The sequence below is a fragment of the Motiliproteus sp. MSK22-1 genome (assembly GCF_001968815.1).
Lineage (GTDB): Bacteria > Pseudomonadota > Gammaproteobacteria > Pseudomonadales > Balneatricaceae > Motiliproteus.
In genome coordinates, this window is the sequence record NZ_MIEQ01000024.1 from 118,435 (window position 1) to 136,900 (window position 18,466).

Annotated in this window: 7 protein-coding genes; 5 read left to right on the forward strand and 2 right to left on the reverse strand. The window is 49.2% G+C overall.

The features are described 5' to 3' along the window. Nucleotides 1–133 precede the first annotated feature (133 nt). Nucleotides 134–1,069, reverse strand: a complete 936-nt coding sequence (speB, locus tag BGP75_RS05170; protein ID WP_076716100.1) for an agmatinase — start codon at nucleotides 1,067–1,069, stop codon at nucleotides 134–136. A gap of 311 nt (nucleotides 1,070–1,380) precedes the next feature. Between speB and BGP75_RS05175 the strand changes: the two genes are divergently transcribed. Further along, a complete protein-coding gene (locus BGP75_RS05175; protein WP_076716103.1) occupies nucleotides 1,381–2,307 on the forward strand; it encodes a LysR family transcriptional regulator in 927 nt (308 codons plus the stop codon). Nucleotides 2,308–2,520: 213 nt separating this feature from the next. Here the strand turns inward: BGP75_RS05175 and aceE are convergent, their stop codons facing one another. Next, a complete protein-coding gene (gene aceE, locus BGP75_RS05180) occupies nucleotides 2,521–5,196 on the reverse strand; it encodes a pyruvate dehydrogenase (acetyl-transferring), homodimeric type (protein WP_076716230.1) in 2,676 nt (891 codons plus the stop codon). Nucleotides 5,197–6,627: 1,431 nt separating this feature from the next. On the opposite strand from aceE, the gene BGP75_RS05185 reads away from it, so the two are divergent. The 4 genes from BGP75_RS05185 to BGP75_RS05200 all read left to right on the forward strand — a co-directional run bounded on the left by BGP75_RS05185 (nucleotide 6,628) and on the right by BGP75_RS05200 (nucleotide 18,418). Next, nucleotides 6,628–8,733: a peptidase domain-containing ABC transporter gene (locus BGP75_RS05185; RefSeq protein ID WP_076716105.1), complete on the forward strand. Its 2,106-nt coding sequence runs from the start codon at nucleotides 6,628–6,630 to the stop codon at nucleotides 8,731–8,733. Continuing rightward, on the forward strand, nucleotides 8,733–10,118 hold the full coding sequence (locus tag BGP75_RS05190) for an HlyD family type I secretion periplasmic adaptor subunit (RefSeq protein WP_076716108.1): 1,386 nt from the start codon (nucleotides 8,733–8,735) through the stop codon (nucleotides 10,116–10,118). Before BGP75_RS05185 ends, BGP75_RS05190 begins: the two co-directional genes overlap by 1 nt. After that, entirely contained in the window at nucleotides 10,118–12,274 is a 2,157-nt protein-coding gene (locus BGP75_RS05195; protein ID WP_076716110.1) for a type I secretion system permease/ATPase, read from the forward strand. The genes BGP75_RS05190 and BGP75_RS05195 overlap by 1 nt, the downstream gene beginning before the upstream one ends. Nucleotides 12,275–12,361: 87 nt before the next feature. Next, on the forward strand, nucleotides 12,362–18,418 hold the full coding sequence (locus tag BGP75_RS05200; RefSeq protein WP_076716113.1) for a hypothetical protein: 6,057 nt from the start codon (nucleotides 12,362–12,364) through the stop codon (nucleotides 18,416–18,418). Nucleotides 18,419–18,466 lie beyond the last annotated feature (48 nt).

The window sequence follows — 18,466 nt, forward strand, 5'->3', positions numbered from 1 at the left end:
TATTTGAGGATATTTGTTGGTGGCTGTTAATCATTGAACGGTAAAAGACAGGGACATCGTTGAATTATAAAAGAGAAGGTCAGCTTGATGCCGGCCTTCTTCGTTAATGGCAGAAGGAGCCAATCACGGGGCTTCAGGATTTATTGGCTGCGACTACATACAGGTATTCCAAAGCCAGGGTGGCTGCCGCCAGTGAGGTGATTTCAGCGTGATCGTAAGCTGGAGCAACCTCTACAATATCCATGCCTATCAGATTAGTTCCTACCATTCCTCTTATTACTTTTAGTGCGCAATCAATGCTCATTCCAGCGGCTACAGGTGTTCCTGTACCCGGAGCAAAGGCCGGATCAAGACCATCAATATCAAAGCTGACATAGGCCTGTCTGGTGCCGACTCGGGCTTTAATTCGTTTGATAACTTCATTCGGCCCCTGATCATTAATCCAGGCTGCGTCCAGTACTTCAAAGGGGTGATTCTGGTGGTCATAAGAAGTTCTGATACCGATTTGAATCGAGTGTTCTGTATCCACAAGCCTTTCTTTAACAGCATGATGAAAAATAGTGCCATGATCATAACGGCTGCCACCGGAGTAGGTATCGGTATGGGCATCAAAATGAATGAGCGCAACCGGGCCGTACTTTGCTGCATAAGCTCTCAGCAGTGGTAGTGTAACGAAATGGTCGCCGCCGAATGAAAGCAGGGTCTTATCAGTATTTAGAATTCGAGTCGCCTGGGCTTCAAGGTTTTCCACCAGAGTTTGGGGTTCACCGTGTTTGAAGGGAACATCCCCGACATCGATAACCTGAAGTCGATCATTCAAACAAAACTGCCAGGGCCAACGCTTTCCTTCCCACATCAGATTAGCGGATGCCTTACGAATTCCCTGGGGACCGAAACGGGATCCGGAGCGTCCGGAGGTGGCCATATCAAAAGGTATTCCTGTGATAGCGACATCAGAGCAATTACCTTCAATATCAGTAGTTGTCGGGAACTGCAGGAAACTGGATACTGCGCCATACAGCGGAATATCCGCATTAGCTGATTGATTAATCTGACTATCGTTTTCCATTGTGGGGCTCCTAAGGAATGTTCAACCGATGGAACAGCAGAAGTCCCCGTTTATGTATTCCTGATGGTATCTGGGGGAGGCTGTCTCTTGTTTGGAAACAGGTTAGGGTAATGATTGTTATTATTGAAATGCATAATTTCAATGAATCATGCATGATATAGATGGTCTATCTGCTTGAGATCAAATGTTGCTCGGTGGATAGCAGTGCTATTGGTAACAACCAGGGAATCTGAAAATAAGTCTATTGGGCTCCAAAGGGGGGCATAGAGCATGATGGACTTATTTGTGGGTTCTCTTAACGGGAGTCCAGCATGTCGCAACTCAGATCGCTTGATCTTAATTTATTGCTTGTTTTTGATGCTTTATTAACAGAGCGGCATGTTACCCGAGCGGCTGAAAAAGTATTTTTAAGTCAGTCTGCCACCAGTCACGCGCTAAACCGGTTACGAGAGCAATTGGATGATCCCATTCTGGTTCGTACAGAAAGGGGGATGCAGCCTACACCTCGGGCTGTGGACATGCTGCCTCAGATCCGCCAGGCGTTAAAGCTGTTGGAGCGAACACTGGCTCCTCCTGAGCAGTTTTTTCCGGCAGAAAGTGAGCGTACCTTTGTCATCGCCAGTACCGATTACTTTGAGGCGGTGGTCCTACCTCCGCTGGTCGCTTATCTGCAACGGGAAGCACCAAAGATCCGTATTGAGATAGAGCTGATTACTGACAGAGCTTCGGAACAGGCCCTGGAAAGTCATGATATCGATCTGGTGGTGGGATTGGATTCGTCTCAGGAGGTTCCGTCCCATCTCATCAGTGAAGCATGGGTTCAGGAAGAGCAGGTTTGCGTGGTGGGGGCGAATAATACTCAGGTAACGGACGTGCTTTCATTGGATGAATATATATCAATGACTCATGTTGTATTTTCTGACCTGAGTGGAATAGCAACCAGCAATATTGATGTCTGGTTAGAATCTCAGGGGTGTAGCCGTCAATCCATTTCCAGGAATCTTAACTATACGGCTGCGGCCTGCATTGTGGCACAAACAGATGCCATCATTACCTTACCTAAACAGATGGCCTTGTTATTTTGCAGTATGTTGCCGGTGCGCTTGATCGGGCCACCGGAGGGATTGCCAGATGTTAATATGACTTTGATTTATCATCCTTTTTTTGCAAAGAGTCCTTCTATTCGATGGCTTAAAGAGAGAGTCATTGAGCTGGGGCAGAACATTGTCGATGGATAATCCCCTAGTCCAGGGCGAGCGTAGCGGAGATCAAAACAGTTTCTAGAGCTGTTAGTCTCTTCAGGCACTGCATACCGGTCTTATTACGACCGAGGATGCGATGCTGTATCTGATCTGGTGTTTTTGGAGGTGCCTGAGAGTTTGGAAGTGCAAGATAGAAAGTGCCAGAGAGATTGGTCTCTCTGGCATCACTGTTGCCAAACGGGCCTGGAATCAAGCCAGAGTCGGATCAACCTTCTCTTGAGGAATAGCCAGGGAATCGCGTGCTTGTGAAAGTTTGGCTTCAGATAATATTCCGTTGCGGTACAGCTGAGCTAATGCCGACCAGGCGATATAACGGGCATCAACTTCAAAATGATCCCGCAGTGTTGGTCTACTTTCACTCAGGCCAAACCCATCGGTACCCAGTACAACCAGATCTTCAGGAAACCAGCGTGAAATACCGTTAGGCAAAGACTTCATAAAGTCACTAGCGGCTACAAATACTCCTTTTTCAGCCCCTAGAAGCTGCTCAATATAGTTCTGTTTGGGCTGTTCCGGGTTCAGTAGATTATGTCGTTCAACTGACAGGGCCTGTCGGGTAAGTTGGTTATAACTGGTCACGCTCCAGATATCGGCACTGCAGCCAAAGTCGGAAAGCAACTCGGCTGCTTTAATGGTTTCCTGCATCAGGCTGCCACTGCCTAACAGGTGTACCTTATGGCCTTTGGCGTCATTTTTCTTGAGACGATACATCCCCTGGAGAATACCGTCTTCGATTCCGTCAGGCATTGCAGGCATCGAGTAGTTTTCGTTGTAGAGAGTAATGTAGTAAAAGATTTTCTGGTCCTGTTCGTACATTCGCCTTATGCCATCGCGAATGATAACCGCCAGCTCGTAAGCAAATGCCGGATCATAACTGTACAGGTTGGGCACAGTGGCTGCGATGGCGTGAGAATGGCCATCCTGGTGTTGCAGGCCTTCTCCGTTTAACGTGGTCCGGCCGGCTGTAGCTCCGATCAGGAAGCCCTTTGCCATACTGTCAGCGCAGGCCCATATCATGTCACCAACCCGCTGGAACCCAAACATTGAATAGAATATATAGAATGGAATGGTTGGTACGTTATAGTTTGCGTAGGCTGTACCTGCGGCTAAAAATGATGCCATGGCACCGGTTTCGCAAATCCCTTCCTGCAGCAGCTGGCCGTCTTTGGCCTCTTTATAGGGCAGTAAGCTACTGGAATCTACCGGTTTATAAGTTTGACCAACACTGGAATAGATTCCAAATTGATTAAATAGCGATTCCATGCCGAAGGTGCGCGCTTCATCCGGTACTATCGGAACCACATACTGACCAAAACTTTTGTCTTTGAGCATTGTTGACAACATTCTTACAAAGGACATTGTTGTTGATTGCTCTCGGTTAGACCCTTCTATTGCGGCCTTAAAAAGGGAGAGTTCAGGAGTTTGAAGGGGTTTCGTGTCTGCTTTTCTTGAGGGTAGGTAACCACCCAGATCCTGTCTTCTACGATGCAGATACTCCATTACCGGACTGTCATCAGCTGGTTTATAGAGTTGAGCCTCAGCTAAGGCTTCATCACTTAAGGGGATTTCGAAGCGTCGGCCCAGAGCAATACGTTCTTCTGCGGTTAACCGCTTCTTTTGATGAGAAGTGTTCTGACCCTCTGCAGAGGCCCCCATACCATCTCCCTTTACCGTTTTCATCAAAATAACGGTAGGTTTCCCGTTGGTTTTTAAGGCTTCATCAAAGGCACTGAATATCTTATTAGGGTCCTGACCACCTCGTTTAATGCAGCGAATCTGCTCATCACTCAGGGTCTTCATCAGAGCTTCCAGTCGTGGGTCATCTTTGGTCCAGTGATTGCGGACTGTTGGACCGTCGGATACCGTATAAAACTGGTAATCACCATCGACTGCTCGGTCCATACGGGCCTGTAGAACCCCGTCATGATCTCGAGAGAACAACTCATCCCATTCGCTTCCCCAGATGACTTTGATAACGTTCCAGCCAGCCCCTCTGTAGCTTCGTTCCAGCTCTTGGATAATTTTCCCGTTACCGCGTACAGGACCATCCAGGCGTTGAAGATTGCAGTTAACAACCATAACCAGGTTATCCAGGTTATCCCTGGTTGCCATATTGATGGTGCCCAGTACTTCTGGCTCATCTGACTCACCATCTCCTATAAAACACCAGATCTTTCCGCCATCAGGTTTTTTCAGACCTCGGTTCTCCAGGTACTTCATAAAGCGGGCCTGATAAATAGCAGAAGGTGTTGACAGACCCATGGATGCCGTCGGCCCCTGCCAGAAGTCCGGCATCCGTCGAGGATGTGGGTAAGAACTTAACCCTCCACCAGGCTGTAACTCCCGCCGGAAGTTACTGGCCTGTTGCTCGCTGAGGCGACCTTCCAGAAATGCTCTGGCGTATAGGCCAGGGGCAGCATGGGCTTGTACCATTAACTGATCACCACCATAGTTTTCTGAACGGTTCTTGAAAATGTGGTTAAAGCCAACTTCCAGCATGGTGGCAGCAGATTGATAGGTAGCAATATGTCCACCGACACCGGTGCCCTGATCGTTTGCTCTTAGTACCATTGCGGCTGCGTTCCAGCGGATGATATTTTCCAGTTCTTTTTCCAGTTCAGGATTTCCCGGATACCTTGGCTGATCGGTTGTCGGGATCGTGTTTCGATAAGGTGTGTTCAGAGTCGCCTCTGTAAGACTGATATTTTTATTGAGTAGTCTGTTCTGCAGCAACCGGAGTATATCGCGACCTCTGTTTTCTCCCTGGTAGTCCAGCACATTGTCGAGGGCTTCGATCCATTCACTGTTTTCAAGAGTCAGATCATCATCGTCTATAGGGTTGGTGGTTGGGTCAACTGCGTTCATAGGATTTTCCCAAAGGGTGTTAACGATCAGGTAATAAAAACCATAATAAAGATGCATATGAGAGACTCCTGTGGAGTCTCTTTCGGATATCCCTTCTAAGGATGTTTATCAGCAGCCTGGTAGACTGGTCACAGAACAGTGAATACGGATAGCGGTTCGACAGTTCTGTTGCTCCATGTTTTATGTTGCGCTATGTTTTATAGTTAAGAAATTTATCACCAAGCAGTTAGTGTTAGTCTCCAAATAAATCCACAGATAAGTACTATTTTAGTGTTATCTACTGATTTTTTATAATTTGTTGGTGTTCTTGGTCTTTTCATCTGAAAGAGGGACCTGATTGGGTTGTCGGGGGCCTTGGGGTCTTTGCGACAAGCGCAGAGATGATTGCTCTGAGTAAATTGTGCTAAAAAAGGGATTATCAAAAAAAACAAGATGGATTCATTTCAGGCACATCTAGAATAGTAACAGACTGATCTTAAATCATTTATTATCAAAAAAGTTTTGAAACTATAAGTGCTGAATGCCTGTTTTTCCGTTTGATTTAATTACCTAGAGTGCCTTATAGGGCTTTTGGAAAACTTAATAAATCCTGAAGCAATCAAATAACCTGCGAGTAAGTTCATGATGTTCTTAGCAGTCTCTGGAGAGGCTGATAATCGGACTGGCTCTATAAAAGTTTAGCGTTGGACCTACCGGTAAAATGGTATGACTTCTAGCATTAATGGAGCTTAGTCAAAAGACGACGAATGATAAATCAGTACTTTTATCTCTAATTTGTGATCTGATACTGAGCTGCCAATCTTTAATGTAGCTGCTGAAGTTAGGCTAAGGTGTTATTAATCGACTCATGGATGGAGGTACTGATATTGTTCAATTCCACGCTGGATACCACCGAGAACACAATGGACTTAATTCACAGGTTTTCTAAGTGATGAAAAGTCAGTGCTGGTTTGTAACTGGCTACTGGCTCAGATGGCAGGAACAGCGTAGAAACAATCCGGCTCTAATCATGTGCTGGGTTATTTAACTACCAATAGATAACATAATAGTATTTTATATTCGCTGTGATCTTATTTTTATTTATAGGGCCGAATGTAGAGTCATTGCCTGATAATAATATAAAGATATTATTTTTGGCGTCAATTGTTTTAACTGTGGCACATTCTGTTATTTACATAGCTGTTTAATATTTTCAGTATGTATTTGATGCCTGAACTAATAAATTATAATTATAAAGATACCATGATTTCCGTGGTGTACGTTTACTTATTATGTATCTAGGTACTTGTTAGTTAAGCGTTTGAAAAATAATAAAATAACTCTCCTGTTGATGCAGGAAGACTTATAGCTTTCATCATAGAAAACTGTGGATAACACAATCTTTTTTGATCCTGTGTTTTTATTGGGCGAAAGCGTATCTGAGGGGGCATCTTGAAAGAGATTACGAATACTCAATCGGCCATTGCCTGTAGTCAGATTTTGCTGCAATTAACCGGTATTAAACTGCAGGAAATATCTTCTGAACCCACCGAGAATATACCTTTAAAAAAAATGATGAAACGCTATGGTAAATGCCATGGTGTAAATCTAAATCTCTGCCGATTAGATTTTATTAAAGTCACCCCGGATATTTTACCGTTAGCCTACCGACAAAAAGATGGATCTTTTGTTGTTCTGGTTCGTCTCTCTGAGACACAGGCTCTTATTCAATCACCGGATGTTCGGCTACCTCAGACCTTATCACTGAGTGAGATTCAGGCTCAATGGACTGGTGATGTAGTATTGTTGCAAGGGGCTGCATTCCGCTTTGATGTCTCCTGGTTTATTCCCGAATTTGTCCGTCATCGCTGGCTGTTGATTGAAGTCTTGCTGTTCTCCCTGATGCTGCAGCTGCTGGCGTTGGTTACACCGCTCTTTTTTCAGGTCGTAATGGATAAAGTGTTGGTGCATCAAAGCCTGTCAACTCTCGATGTACTGGTGTTTGTACTGCTGGTAGTGGGGCTCTTTGAAGTACTGCTGAAAGGTTTGCGGGAGTACCTGTTTGCCCACACGACCAATCGGATTGATATCAGTCTGGGAGTTAAGCTCTTTCGTCACCTTCTGGGGTTACCGCTGCTGTATTTCAAGCACCGTCAGGTTGGCGCCATCATTACGCGAGTGCAGGAACTGGATAGTATCCGTGAGTTTCTGACCGGCTCGATCCTGACCCTTTGTGTTGATGTGCTTTTCTCCTTTGTCTTTTTCGCGGTGATGTACTGGTTATCACCCCTGTTGACCGGCCTGGTCCTGGCCGCTCTGCCGCTGTATTTTCTGTTGGCCTGGCTTAGTACCCGGCCGCTTCAGGCCCGGATTGAACGGCAGTTTCAGACCTCTGCGGTTAATACCTCTTTTCTGAACGAATCGGTTAGTGGCGCCGAAACCATCAAGAGCCTGGCAGTTGAACCCCGGATGCAGCGGCGCTGGGAGTCTCAGACCGAAGATATGGTGGCGGCAGGCTTTCAGACTCAGACACTGAACAACCTGGTCAACAATGGGGTGAGCTTGCTGCAGAAAGTCACCGGGGTGTTGGTGATCTGGGTTGGCGCTCATCTGGTTATGTCGCTGGAACTGACCATCGGTCAGCTGATTGCGTTTAACATGATGGTCTCCCATGTCAGTCAGCCGATCGCCAAGTTGATTGAGCTATGGCAGCAGTTTGTACAGGCTCGGGTGGCCGTGGACAAGCTGGGGGATATGCTCAACCTCCCCGTTGAGCAAGCGCAGGGTAATCGAGTACCGACCAGTCCGTTGGTGGGCGAAATACAGTTGAGTAATATCGTTTTCAGTTACCAACCAAACTTCCCTCCGGTGTTAAAGGGGGTCGATTTGCAGCTTAAAGCCGGTGAGCATTTGGGGATTGTGGGTCCTTCAGGGTCAGGAAAGTCCACCCTGACCAAATTGATTCAAAAACTCTACACTCAGGATAGTGGCGATATTCTTGTCGATGGTATGCCCTTGCATACGCTGGATCCAGGGTATTTGCGTAGTCAGATTGGGGTGGTATTGCAGGAGAACTACCTGTTTAACCGCACGGTTCGCCATAACATCGCAGTTCAGGATCCAACCGCGCCACTGGAGGCGGTGATTGCCGTGGCCCGGTTAGCGGGTGCCCACGATTTTATTTTGCAGCTCTCGCGGGGGTATGACACTGTGCTGGCTGAGGGAGGCAGCTCATTATCCGGGGGCCAGCGTCAGCGTATCGCCATTGCCCGGGCGCTGATGGCAGACCCTAAGGTTCTGATCTTTGATGAAGCCACCAGTGCTCTGGATGATGAATCCCAGGCTCTGATTCAGAACAATATGGCTGAAATTGCCCGGGGACGCACACTGATCACCATTGCCCATCGATTGTCGACCGTACGTCGCTGTGACCGTATCGTGGTGTTGGAGAAAGGCCGGATCACCGAGTCGGGCAGTCACCAGCAACTGCTGACTCAGCAAGGTTGCTATGCCCGTCTCTGGCTACTGCAACAAGCCTTACGCCAGGAGGCTGTCTGATGGGACTCAAGCATTGGCATACCGCACGCCGCGCCTGGCTGGCTGAGCGTCAGGCCCCGTCGGCAGTGAAACGTTCCCGTGATGAGTATGAGTTTCAGCCGGGTCGTCTGGAGATTGTTGAACGACCGCCGGCCCCCTGGGCTCGGCGCACGGCCATGCTATTGACACTGTTGCTGGTCATCGCTTTGATCTGGTCGATTATCGGCCGTCTGGATATTCATTCACGCTCTTCAGGACGGTTGATAGTTTCCAGTTATTCGAAGGTTATTCAGTCACTGGAAGCCGGTGAAATCGCTGCTATTGATGTCCGTGACGGGCAACGAGTGAAGGTTGGTGATTCGTTGATTGAGCTGAACCCGATCGGTGTTGAAGCCGATGTTCAGGAGTTACAGGCACGGTTGATATTCCGACGCCTGGAACAGTTCCGGTTACAGGCCCTGCTGACCGATCATCCATTGCAGAGCTTTAAGGCTGCAGCGGATATCCCCGCCGATCAGGTGGCACGGGCCAACAGGCACCTGATCAGCGAATGGCAAGCGGTGCAGACCCAGTTGCAAACTCTGGAGGGCGAGATGGAGGTCAATCGAGCGACCCAGCAGGCCCGTCAGGCAGAGATTACTGCGCTGCTGCGATTGGCGAGCAATATCGAAGATCGACTCAAGGCCCGTCGAACCCTGGTAGCTAAGAAAATGTATCCGAAGGTCGAGCTGTTGCAGCAAGAGCGGGAACAGCTGGAGATTGAACGGGAGTTGGCTCGCCAGCATGCGGATCTGAAGGTGCTTGAGGCACAGCTGTTGGGGTTGCAGGAACAGCGCCGTAGCTATCTGGCCGAACGTCGGCGTGAGTACCATGACAAGCTTAATAGTACGCAGGTCGAAAGGGCAGTGGTGGAGCAGCAGCTGATCAAAGCTCGTGAGAAGCGTCGCCTGATGAGTCTGCGTGCACCGGTTGACGGGGTGGTCCAGCAATTGGCGGTGCATACTCTTGGTGGTGTCGTGCAACCGGCCCAGCAACTGATGGTGATTGTCCCGGAAGACAGCCCGTTAGAAGCGCAGGTCATGGTATTAAACAAGGACGTGGGTTTTGTGAATGCCCAACAGAGCGTGGAAATTAAAGTAGATTCCTTTCCCTATACTCGCTACGGCACGATTCCCGGTGAGGTGATTCATGTCTCAAAGGATTCGGTCCAGGATGAGCAGTTGGGGATGGTGTTCCCGGCACGGGTGAAAATAGCCCGCAACAGCATCCTTGTGGAAGATCAGGCGGTCCCGTTACAGGCCGGAATGAGCATTGTTGCTGAGATCCGTACTGGAGAGCGTCGTGTTATTGACTATTTGCTGAGTCCGTTGCAGCAATATCAGTCCGAAGCAATGAGGGAGCGCTGATGTCTGCTATTGAGCCTTATGATTTAGGCACAGACCAGGCCGGGCTTGAATCGCCCATTATTGATACGGCGTTGCAGGCGCTGGCGCATGCTGCCGAGCATTTTGGTCTGTCGATTGAGGCGGAGCAGCTCAGTCATCAGCTGGGCCGTAGTGAAGGTCGGGTGGACAGCCAGGACCTGTGTCGTTGTGCCGGTTGGATTGGCTTGCGGGCTCGATCTGTTTCAACCCGGACTGAGCGCTTAAGGACACTGCCATTGCCGGTCTTGCTGCAGACGGAACAGGGCTGGTTGGTACTTGAAGCGGTGTCTGCTGATAGCGTTATTCTTTACCATCCGACGACGGCACGAAGTCGCCGTTACCCCGTATCTACGTTTGCCAAATACTGGCGAGGCGAGGCGGTGTTGCTGGCTGAGGCTCGGGAACTTAAGGGTAAGCAGAAATTCGGTTTTGGTTGGTTTATTCCTTCTATTCGCAAGCACGTCAGTCAATTTCGTAATGTACTGCTGGTGTCGTTGATGCTGCAGCTGATCGCCCTGGTGACCCCGATTCTGCTTGAGAATGTGATTGATCGTGTACTGGTCAGTCGGAGTCTGAACAGCCTTCAGGTCCTGGGTCTGGCCATGTTGGCGCTGGCAGTATTCGAGCCGCTGTACGGTTTTCTACGAGGATGGTTGTTTTCCAACCTTGCCAGCAAAGTCAATTCGGAGCTGTCCAGTCGTCTCTATCAGCATCTGGTGGCACTACCGTTAGATTATTTCCAGCAGCGTCAGACCGGAGAGATTATTGCCCGGGTCCGAGAGATGGGACAGATTCGTCAGTTTCTGACCGGTTCGGCTCTGACTATGGTTCTGGATCTGTTTTTTATCGGGATGTTCGTTGCCGTGATGTTTGCCTATGCACCGACACTTACCTGGCTGGTGCTGGGTTCCCTGGTGCTCTATTTTTTATTCTGGCTGATGATTGGACCGGTAATGCGGGCGCGCGTAACCCGGGAATATGAACTTAGTGCCGATAACACCGCTTATCTGGCGGAATCGGTGACGGGGATTGAAACAATTAAAACCACCGCCACTGAAGCGAGTTTTCTGCGGCGTTGGGAACAGCTTATCGCCGCTTTTGTGCGTGCTTCGTTTCGGGCCAGAGTCACGGGAATCTGGGCGGGTCAGGGCATCGGGCTGATTCAGAAAATTACCGCAGCGTTACTGCTCTGGTGGGGAGTCACTCTGGTTATGGATGGGGTGCTGACACCGGGTGGGCTGGTCGCCTTTAATATGCTTTCGGGGCACGTGACTCAGCCGATTTTGCGTCTGGCGCAGGTTTGGCAGGACTTTCAGCATAGCCTGATCTCGTTGCGCCGTATCGGTGACATCCTTGATGAAGAAACCGAAGAGGGTAGTGGTGGTCTTGCCTCAGTGCCCAAACTTCGAGGTGGTATCTGCTTTCAGGGGGTTCGCTTTCGCTACCATGAAGATAGTCAGGAAGTGTTGCGCAACCTTCATTTGGAGATCAAACCCGGTGAGTTTGTCGGTATTACCGGCCCGTCAGGTTCGGGAAAATCCACCCTGACGCGACTGTTGCAACGGCTTTACATCCCTCAACAGGGTCAGGTACTGGTGGACGGTATCGATTTGGCCATTGCTGATCCTGTTGCCCTTCGCCGCAACATGAGCGTGGTGTTGCAGGAAAGTCTGCTGTTCTCTGGTTCTGTCGCTGACAACATTCGTCTGTGTTGCCCCCAGGCCTCAGATGCGGCGGTTATTCATGCTGCGGGTCTGGCGGGGGCCGATGAGTTTATCCGCGAACTGCCACAAGGCTACGATGCACCGGTGGGTGAAAAAGGGGCTCGGCTATCGGGAGGTCAGCGTCAGCGCATTGCCCTGGCACGAGCGCTGCTGACTAACCCGGGCATCCTGTTGCTGGATGAAGCCACCAGTGCACTGGATTACGAGTCGGAAGCGGCAGTTATGGCCAATATGGATGCCATTTGTCAGGGGCGAACAGTGATCAGTATCGCCCACCGGCTCAATACCCTGCGTTATGCCGATCGAATTCTGGTAATGGAGCACGGACAGATCGTCGAGCAGGGGCGTCATGAGCAGCTATTGGAGCAAGCCGGCAGCTACGCCCGGTTGTGGAAATTACAGGTGCAGGGGTAGCGAATCCTCTGAATATTGAACAGTGCAGTAAAAGGAAAAATGCAGTAGAGCAGATAAAAACCAGTAGACCCCACTTGGAGAGTGTTTATGACTACCGACGCCACTGATGAAATCGTATTGGACTCAGATCAACAGGCCAAATTATGGAAAGAATTCGCAGGACAATTGACTGGTAAAGTCAAAGAATCAATGGAGACCGGGACTAGTCAATCTGACCCTCTGGCCATGTCTGCCAGCCTGGCTTCGATCTTACGGGAGGCTGGAAATTTTGATACCGAGCTGATCGAAGCGATCGAAGAACTTTCAGCTGATTCAGAGGTTCTGGCTGAAATAAACAAGTTTCAAGAAGGGTTAAATGGTAACGAAGATATCTCGACAGTGGGTGTTCAGCCTCCAGTACCGGAAGAGCCGCCCGCCGGTGATGATGGTTTAAACGGCCGGGTTATCCTGGGAGAAGAGGGTGATTTGCTTCGTTACAGCAATTATATGTCTGATTCCGGGACCCGGTTTGGTGGCTTTGTCAAAGACGTTCCCAAACGTATTAGTAAGCTTATTGACTCCAGTCTGGGGTTACGGCTGAGTAAGGTTGATGTACTGAAAGAGCAGTGGCAAAAGACTAATAAGTACTGGAACAGAGAAGTTGCGGGAACCCTTCAGCATTATCGGGTTGGTCCGGGAGAGATGTTTCCGGAGTTTACTTCCCGGCAGTGGGCTTCCTTACCGAGAAAAAATGGCCTGACAGTATTTCAGCGAAGAGAAAATGCCCTGGCCAGTATTGAGTCTCAGATTTTAAAGCAGCAGAGCAAAAACAAGGGTGTAACCAGCGCGGCCAGTATGTTTAAGACCGCCGGCAAAGGAGTCAAGGGCATTAGTGCTCTTTACGGTATTGCCCAAGGGGCTATTGGAACGACTGTTGGTTCACAGCATGACAAAGATATGCGCCTTGCCGGTGGGGTGTTAGGAATGGCAACAGGTGTAACCGGTATCATGGATCTGTTTAACGAAAAAATTGCTACTAAGTATGCTGCCAAGGTTACCGCTAAATCCGGGGCAGCTGCGGGAGAAGCGGCGCTAAAGAAGGCCGGGCGGTTTATTCCGGTTGCAGGCATGGTTGTTGGTGTGGCCGCTGGAGTTCACTCCATAACGGCTAATGCCATGGCGGCAGATGAGGCCCGTCGCCAAGGCAACCACGGTCGGGCTGCTATGTACGGGGTCATGGCAACATTGGATAGTGTGGCTCTGGTACTGGATGTCGTGAGCGGGGTACTCGATCTATTGCCGGGCGTTGGTACAGCGATCTCATTTGTTGTGGACATTATTAGTACTGTGCTTGGGGTATTCAGTGATCTGATCGGTTTCTTTACCCATATGGTTGATACCCGCACTGAAGAGGAAAAACTTCAGGAAAGTTTTGATGAGTATATAGGCTCAGATGGATTCAAGAGCTATCTGGATAATATGGCAACTGCCTACACAGACCAGGGCTATGATGTTTTCAAATATGCTATTGATTCCAAGGGAGCGGATCTTGATGGCTCAGAAGACGCTCACAACAAAATTGAAGCGAAAGAATATGTCAGGGATCTGACCAACAAAGCGAAAGCAGGGTTGGATGAGCTGCGCTTGGCTGTTGTTGATAATACCTGGAGAGATGATCCACTGATTGGCGGTATGCTTGATGATTTGCTGGATGCTCAGGGAGGTGGCAGTAAAAACCTGTTCGGCCATGACGGCGATGACCGGTTGTACGCCTCTGAGCATGGCAGTCACAACCTTTATGGGGGTGAGGGTAACGATTATCTCTACAGTCCTCTGGGCTACCATAAGCTATACGGTGAAGAAGGGGACGATATTTTGGTGGGAACGCCGGGAATCACAGCAGGGTTTGACGGCGGACCCGGTATTGATACGGTGGTGGTAAATGGTCTGCATGGTGGAGACTCCTGGAACTATTATGATCCTGACCACGGCTTGAGATTTGCTGAAAATAGCACTCGCGGGCAATCAACCATACCTGAAGACAAGCGTTTCTTTGTTAATGGCGCTTACATTGATCTCGCTAACAAATCAGCTGGTTTTCAGATTGATCCAGACTACCTGGTGGAAAAAGGAGAGCTTCAGAGTGCACTGCAAGGCAGTCAGAGTGGACTCTTTTCCGATAATGGCGAATTGCAGCAGCTAAAGTCGCTGGCTCGTCGTGGAGGGCTAACCAATCTGGGCACTCTGGATAACCTGGAATCGCTGATTGCGGACAAAAATATGTGGTTTCTGGGGCGTGATGCCAGTGACACCACCTATCAACTTAATTATTTTACTGATGGTGAATACCTGTATGAAATTGAGCTGTTTCAGGGGCAGTTAACAGGAGCCATTGTTGATAGAAGTTCATTGAAATTACAGGACATCTCCGATTCCATCGTGACCTGGGAAACTCAGGATGATCCCGGTTTGACTCGAGTGACGGGTGGTTTCTACGACCCCAGTAAAAAAGTTGAATCACTGCTGTACCTGTATTTCTCCCGTACTGAGTTTATCCAGGATGTCGAGAATGTCGTGTTGGATATTTACGGGGGAGCATCGCTATTCGGTGACGATAAAAATAACGTAATTAACATTGGTGAGCGTGTTAGCGGTGGAATTCTTGGCGATACTATTCCAAGCGTGATAGATGGGCGCGATGGCGATGATACTATCGTTCTAAAGCGACAGAGTACCGGAGATGATTCCGGATATTCAGTCTACCTGTCCGGGACCTCTGTGTACGGTGGAGAGGGAAGAGATACGCTGATTCTTTCCAGCGCCGATCCGGCATCTGAATCCTGGAGTCAATGGCGGGAACGTGATGATAAGGACTATAACTATTCGTACGTTCTGCTCGACGTTGATGATGCCGCAATGGTTGATCAGCACGACTGGGATCTGGATTGGGATCCTACAAAGGTCAACGGTGGACAGCACCATGTGCTTAGAACCAACTCAATTGAATCCATTGTTTTGGACGATCGAGGTTTGCAGAATCTGGCTGTACGTCCCATTGAGCTGGATGCTACCCGGATTGATACCAGTCTGACCATTACCAGCCAGTCCCGTAATCAGGTATGGATAGAAAGTACCCGGCAGACGGATCAGATCAGGGTTATTAATGCGGGTGATAACAGTCGTTTTGTTAATCTGGGCGGGGATGATTCACTGGATTTTAGCCCCTTCAAGGGTTCAACCGGGGTCAATGTTGATCTTTCTGCCGGCACGATTACCGGTGCCTTTAGTGCCACACTGGATAATTTTGATAATGTGCTGGCCAGTCAGCATAACGACACACTGACAGGTAACGACAAGGTCAATAAGCTGGTAGCGTTTGGCGGTCAGGATAATCTGTCAGGTGGTGGGGAGAGTGATCAGTTGTTTTCCAGGCGAGGACAACATCATCTTGATGGTGGTGCCGGCACTGATGCGTATACCATTGAAGGCTCAGTTGTCACTGAACGGGTGGCCATCAATGTACTGAAAGAGAAAGATCATGGGGCCCATGTGGCCGAGCTGGACGTCTCGCAGAACACTCGAATGAATCAAGACCTGAGTAATCTGGTTGCGGGTGAACAAGTTCAGTTGCGCTTTGATTATGCAAGCCGGGTAGGAAGTGGGACCGGGAATGGGATGCGTGTTCTTTGGAACGGTGTTGAGGTGTTTTCCAGAGATGGCGATACTGGAGGTTGGAACGAGTATTCGCTAACGCTGACGGCTCAGGATGGGGGTAACCAGCTGTCCTTTGAGGGCACTGGCTCCAGTGATGGACTGGGTCATCTTATTGATAACGTATCCGTCACCAATGATCTGGGCCGTGAGCTGGTGACCAATGGCAGTTTTGAGCAGGGTAATGTTGGCTGGACAGGTACTCAGGGGCTGGAAACCCAATACAAACCAGAAACTTACGGTTTAGCTGAGATTCAACTCACGGCAGGCGGGTTGAATGGGGTCTGGAATGATAATCAATTGATACTGGATGTCTTGGCTCAGGATCGCAATCAGTTGCAGCTTATGTCTGATTCAATACAGATCGTTGATGAAGAGGGCAATGTCCTTTCAGGCAAGGGCACTATCAGTGTTGTGGGTAACCAATTGGTCTTTGATCCAGGCAGTGATTTTGATGGAATGGAGCGACACGATCAGCAAACATTTTATGTTCAGTACCAAAGTTCGGGCTCTACCGCCACTCTGGATGATAGCGGGCTGGAGGCAGATATCCTGAGAACCGGTTACTTTACAGCTACTGATCAGATTCATTTTGATATCGATCAGAATGGGAACCTACAGGTTAAGGACGACCAGGACAATCTGGTCTTCACCGATCTTGGTTTTGGCAAAGCGATCGCGGCAGGAATGACTGATCTTTTGGATCTGGCGCGGGATTTCAGTAAACGTTTCCCCCAGTGGGCGTTATCAGAAACAGATATAGTGCTGGATGCCGATCAAATCTTTGATCTGGTCAGTACTGGATTGGAGCATAAAGCGACAGAATCAACAGGGGGGGACAGAAGCTCCCCTGATGCTGCCTTTGGTGGATGGGACCGCTATTTAGTAACGTCGTTACTCGGTACCCAGACCATTGGAGGCTGGAGTGGTAATGATGTTCTGGTTTCTGACACCTATGGTTTATCGGGAGGTTCCGGGGAATCCAGGGTGAATACCGGTGCTGGAGATGATGTTGTTATCGTTAATGAAGGTGTTGTTCAGGGCGGCGGTAGCTCTAACCGCACAGCCGTTCACCTGGAGGGCGGCAGCAATACCGTGATAGTCGGTAATCAACAACGGCAGGTTGATATCAGCCTGGGACAGGGGGGCAGCTCTACGGATCGGAATACACTGGTGTTTGACGGGATAACACCGGATCAACTGAATGTTGTAGCTGGCTCCCAGGGTGGATTCGATATTTATGTTGAAGGCAGCTTGATCGCAACAACCCTCGCTGCGAATGTGATTGATAGCTACGCATTTAAGGGTGAAGACCGGACAATCATTATTAAGGGGAGTGACGCTTTTGCCAGTCTGGGAAGTGCCGGAGGTGGCTATGACTATTATGAGTTTCTGGATGCAGACGAACAACGAGGACTGCACTTTACTTCGTTAAGTCCTGATCAGCTCAACCTGGATATTCAGCTTGGAGCCGAAGGAATTATTGTTGGCTTAAATTATCAGGGCAGCCCGTTACATAGCGTTCATATTTCCAATCTTGAACTGGCGACACTAACGGAGCTGGATCTGGGGGCTCTGGCCGTTGGTTTAGCGATGGAAGTCCCGGCCGGTATCGAATTTTCAGATTCCAGTCTGACAATGGCCGCAGCCGGTGAGTATTTTATTCAGCTGCTTCAGGACTCGTCCCGGCATACACTGCCGTCTGGAGTCTCTCTGGTAGACAAGGGGGAAGCTGGTTATTCCGACGAGCTCAGTTATCTTACCGCTCTTGCTTCCTCGGCAGCCGGAGAAGGTTCAACCGGGGGAGACGCAGGAGGGGCCATATCTGGAAAGGTAGATGTTGCTATTCAGAATGCCTCATTTGAAGACAAGCTGATTGCATCTGATCGCACTCTGGAGCGCGATGTACCCCACTGGAATATTAGCGGGGGTAACACAGCATCATTCAAAGACGAGCAAGGTTTTGGTGTTGACGGTGGCGCATCAGAAGGGAGTAATCTGGTACAGATTAATAACGGTGGATCAATCAGTCAAACCCTGGCAGCGACCTTTGATTCAACCGCTGACTATCAGTTATCCGTCGATCTTGCTAACTACAGATATACGGTTTCTGATGTGAGTGTTCGACTCTGGGCCGGTTCGACTCTGTTGGGTTCAGTGGACCTGTCTGCTACGCAAGTGCAGCAACAACTGGGTTATGGGAGTTGGCATACGCTGACCATGGATGTTGATGGTGCGGTTCATAGTGCAGCTGATGATGAGACTTTGCGGATTGAGGTTGCCAATCCTGATGATGCTAACGGGCAATGGAATGATATCTTTGTTGATAATCTGAGCCTGGCGAAGTTGACGGGGGCGATGGCAACCTTTGATACATCGGGTTCTTCGGCTGGAGGCACGGCCGTGAATCAAACGCCCTTTACACTTGAACCCGTTTTAACGGCCGCTGTTTAGTCGTTATGCGGTTAAAAAACCCGGAGGATGTCTCCGGGTTATTTACCC

Coding starts and splice junctions, on each gene's coding strand:
- BGP75_RS05200 (WP_076716113.1), top strand. CDS start 12,362: ATGACTACCGACGCCACTGATGAAATCGTATTGGACTCAGATCAACAG.
- speB (WP_076716100.1), bottom strand. CDS start 1,069: ATGGAAAACGATAGTCAGATTAATCAATCAGCTAATGCGGATATTCCG.
- BGP75_RS05175 (WP_076716103.1), top strand. CDS start 1,381: ATGTCGCAACTCAGATCGCTTGATCTTAATTTATTGCTTGTTTTTGAT.
- BGP75_RS05190 (WP_076716108.1), top strand. CDS start 8,733: ATGGGACTCAAGCATTGGCATACCGCACGCCGCGCCTGGCTGGCTGAG.
- BGP75_RS05195 (WP_076716110.1), top strand. CDS start 10,118: ATGTCTGCTATTGAGCCTTATGATTTAGGCACAGACCAGGCCGGGCTT.
- aceE (WP_076716230.1), bottom strand. CDS start 5,196: ATGAACGCAGTTGACCCAACCACCAACCCTATAGACGATGATGATCTG.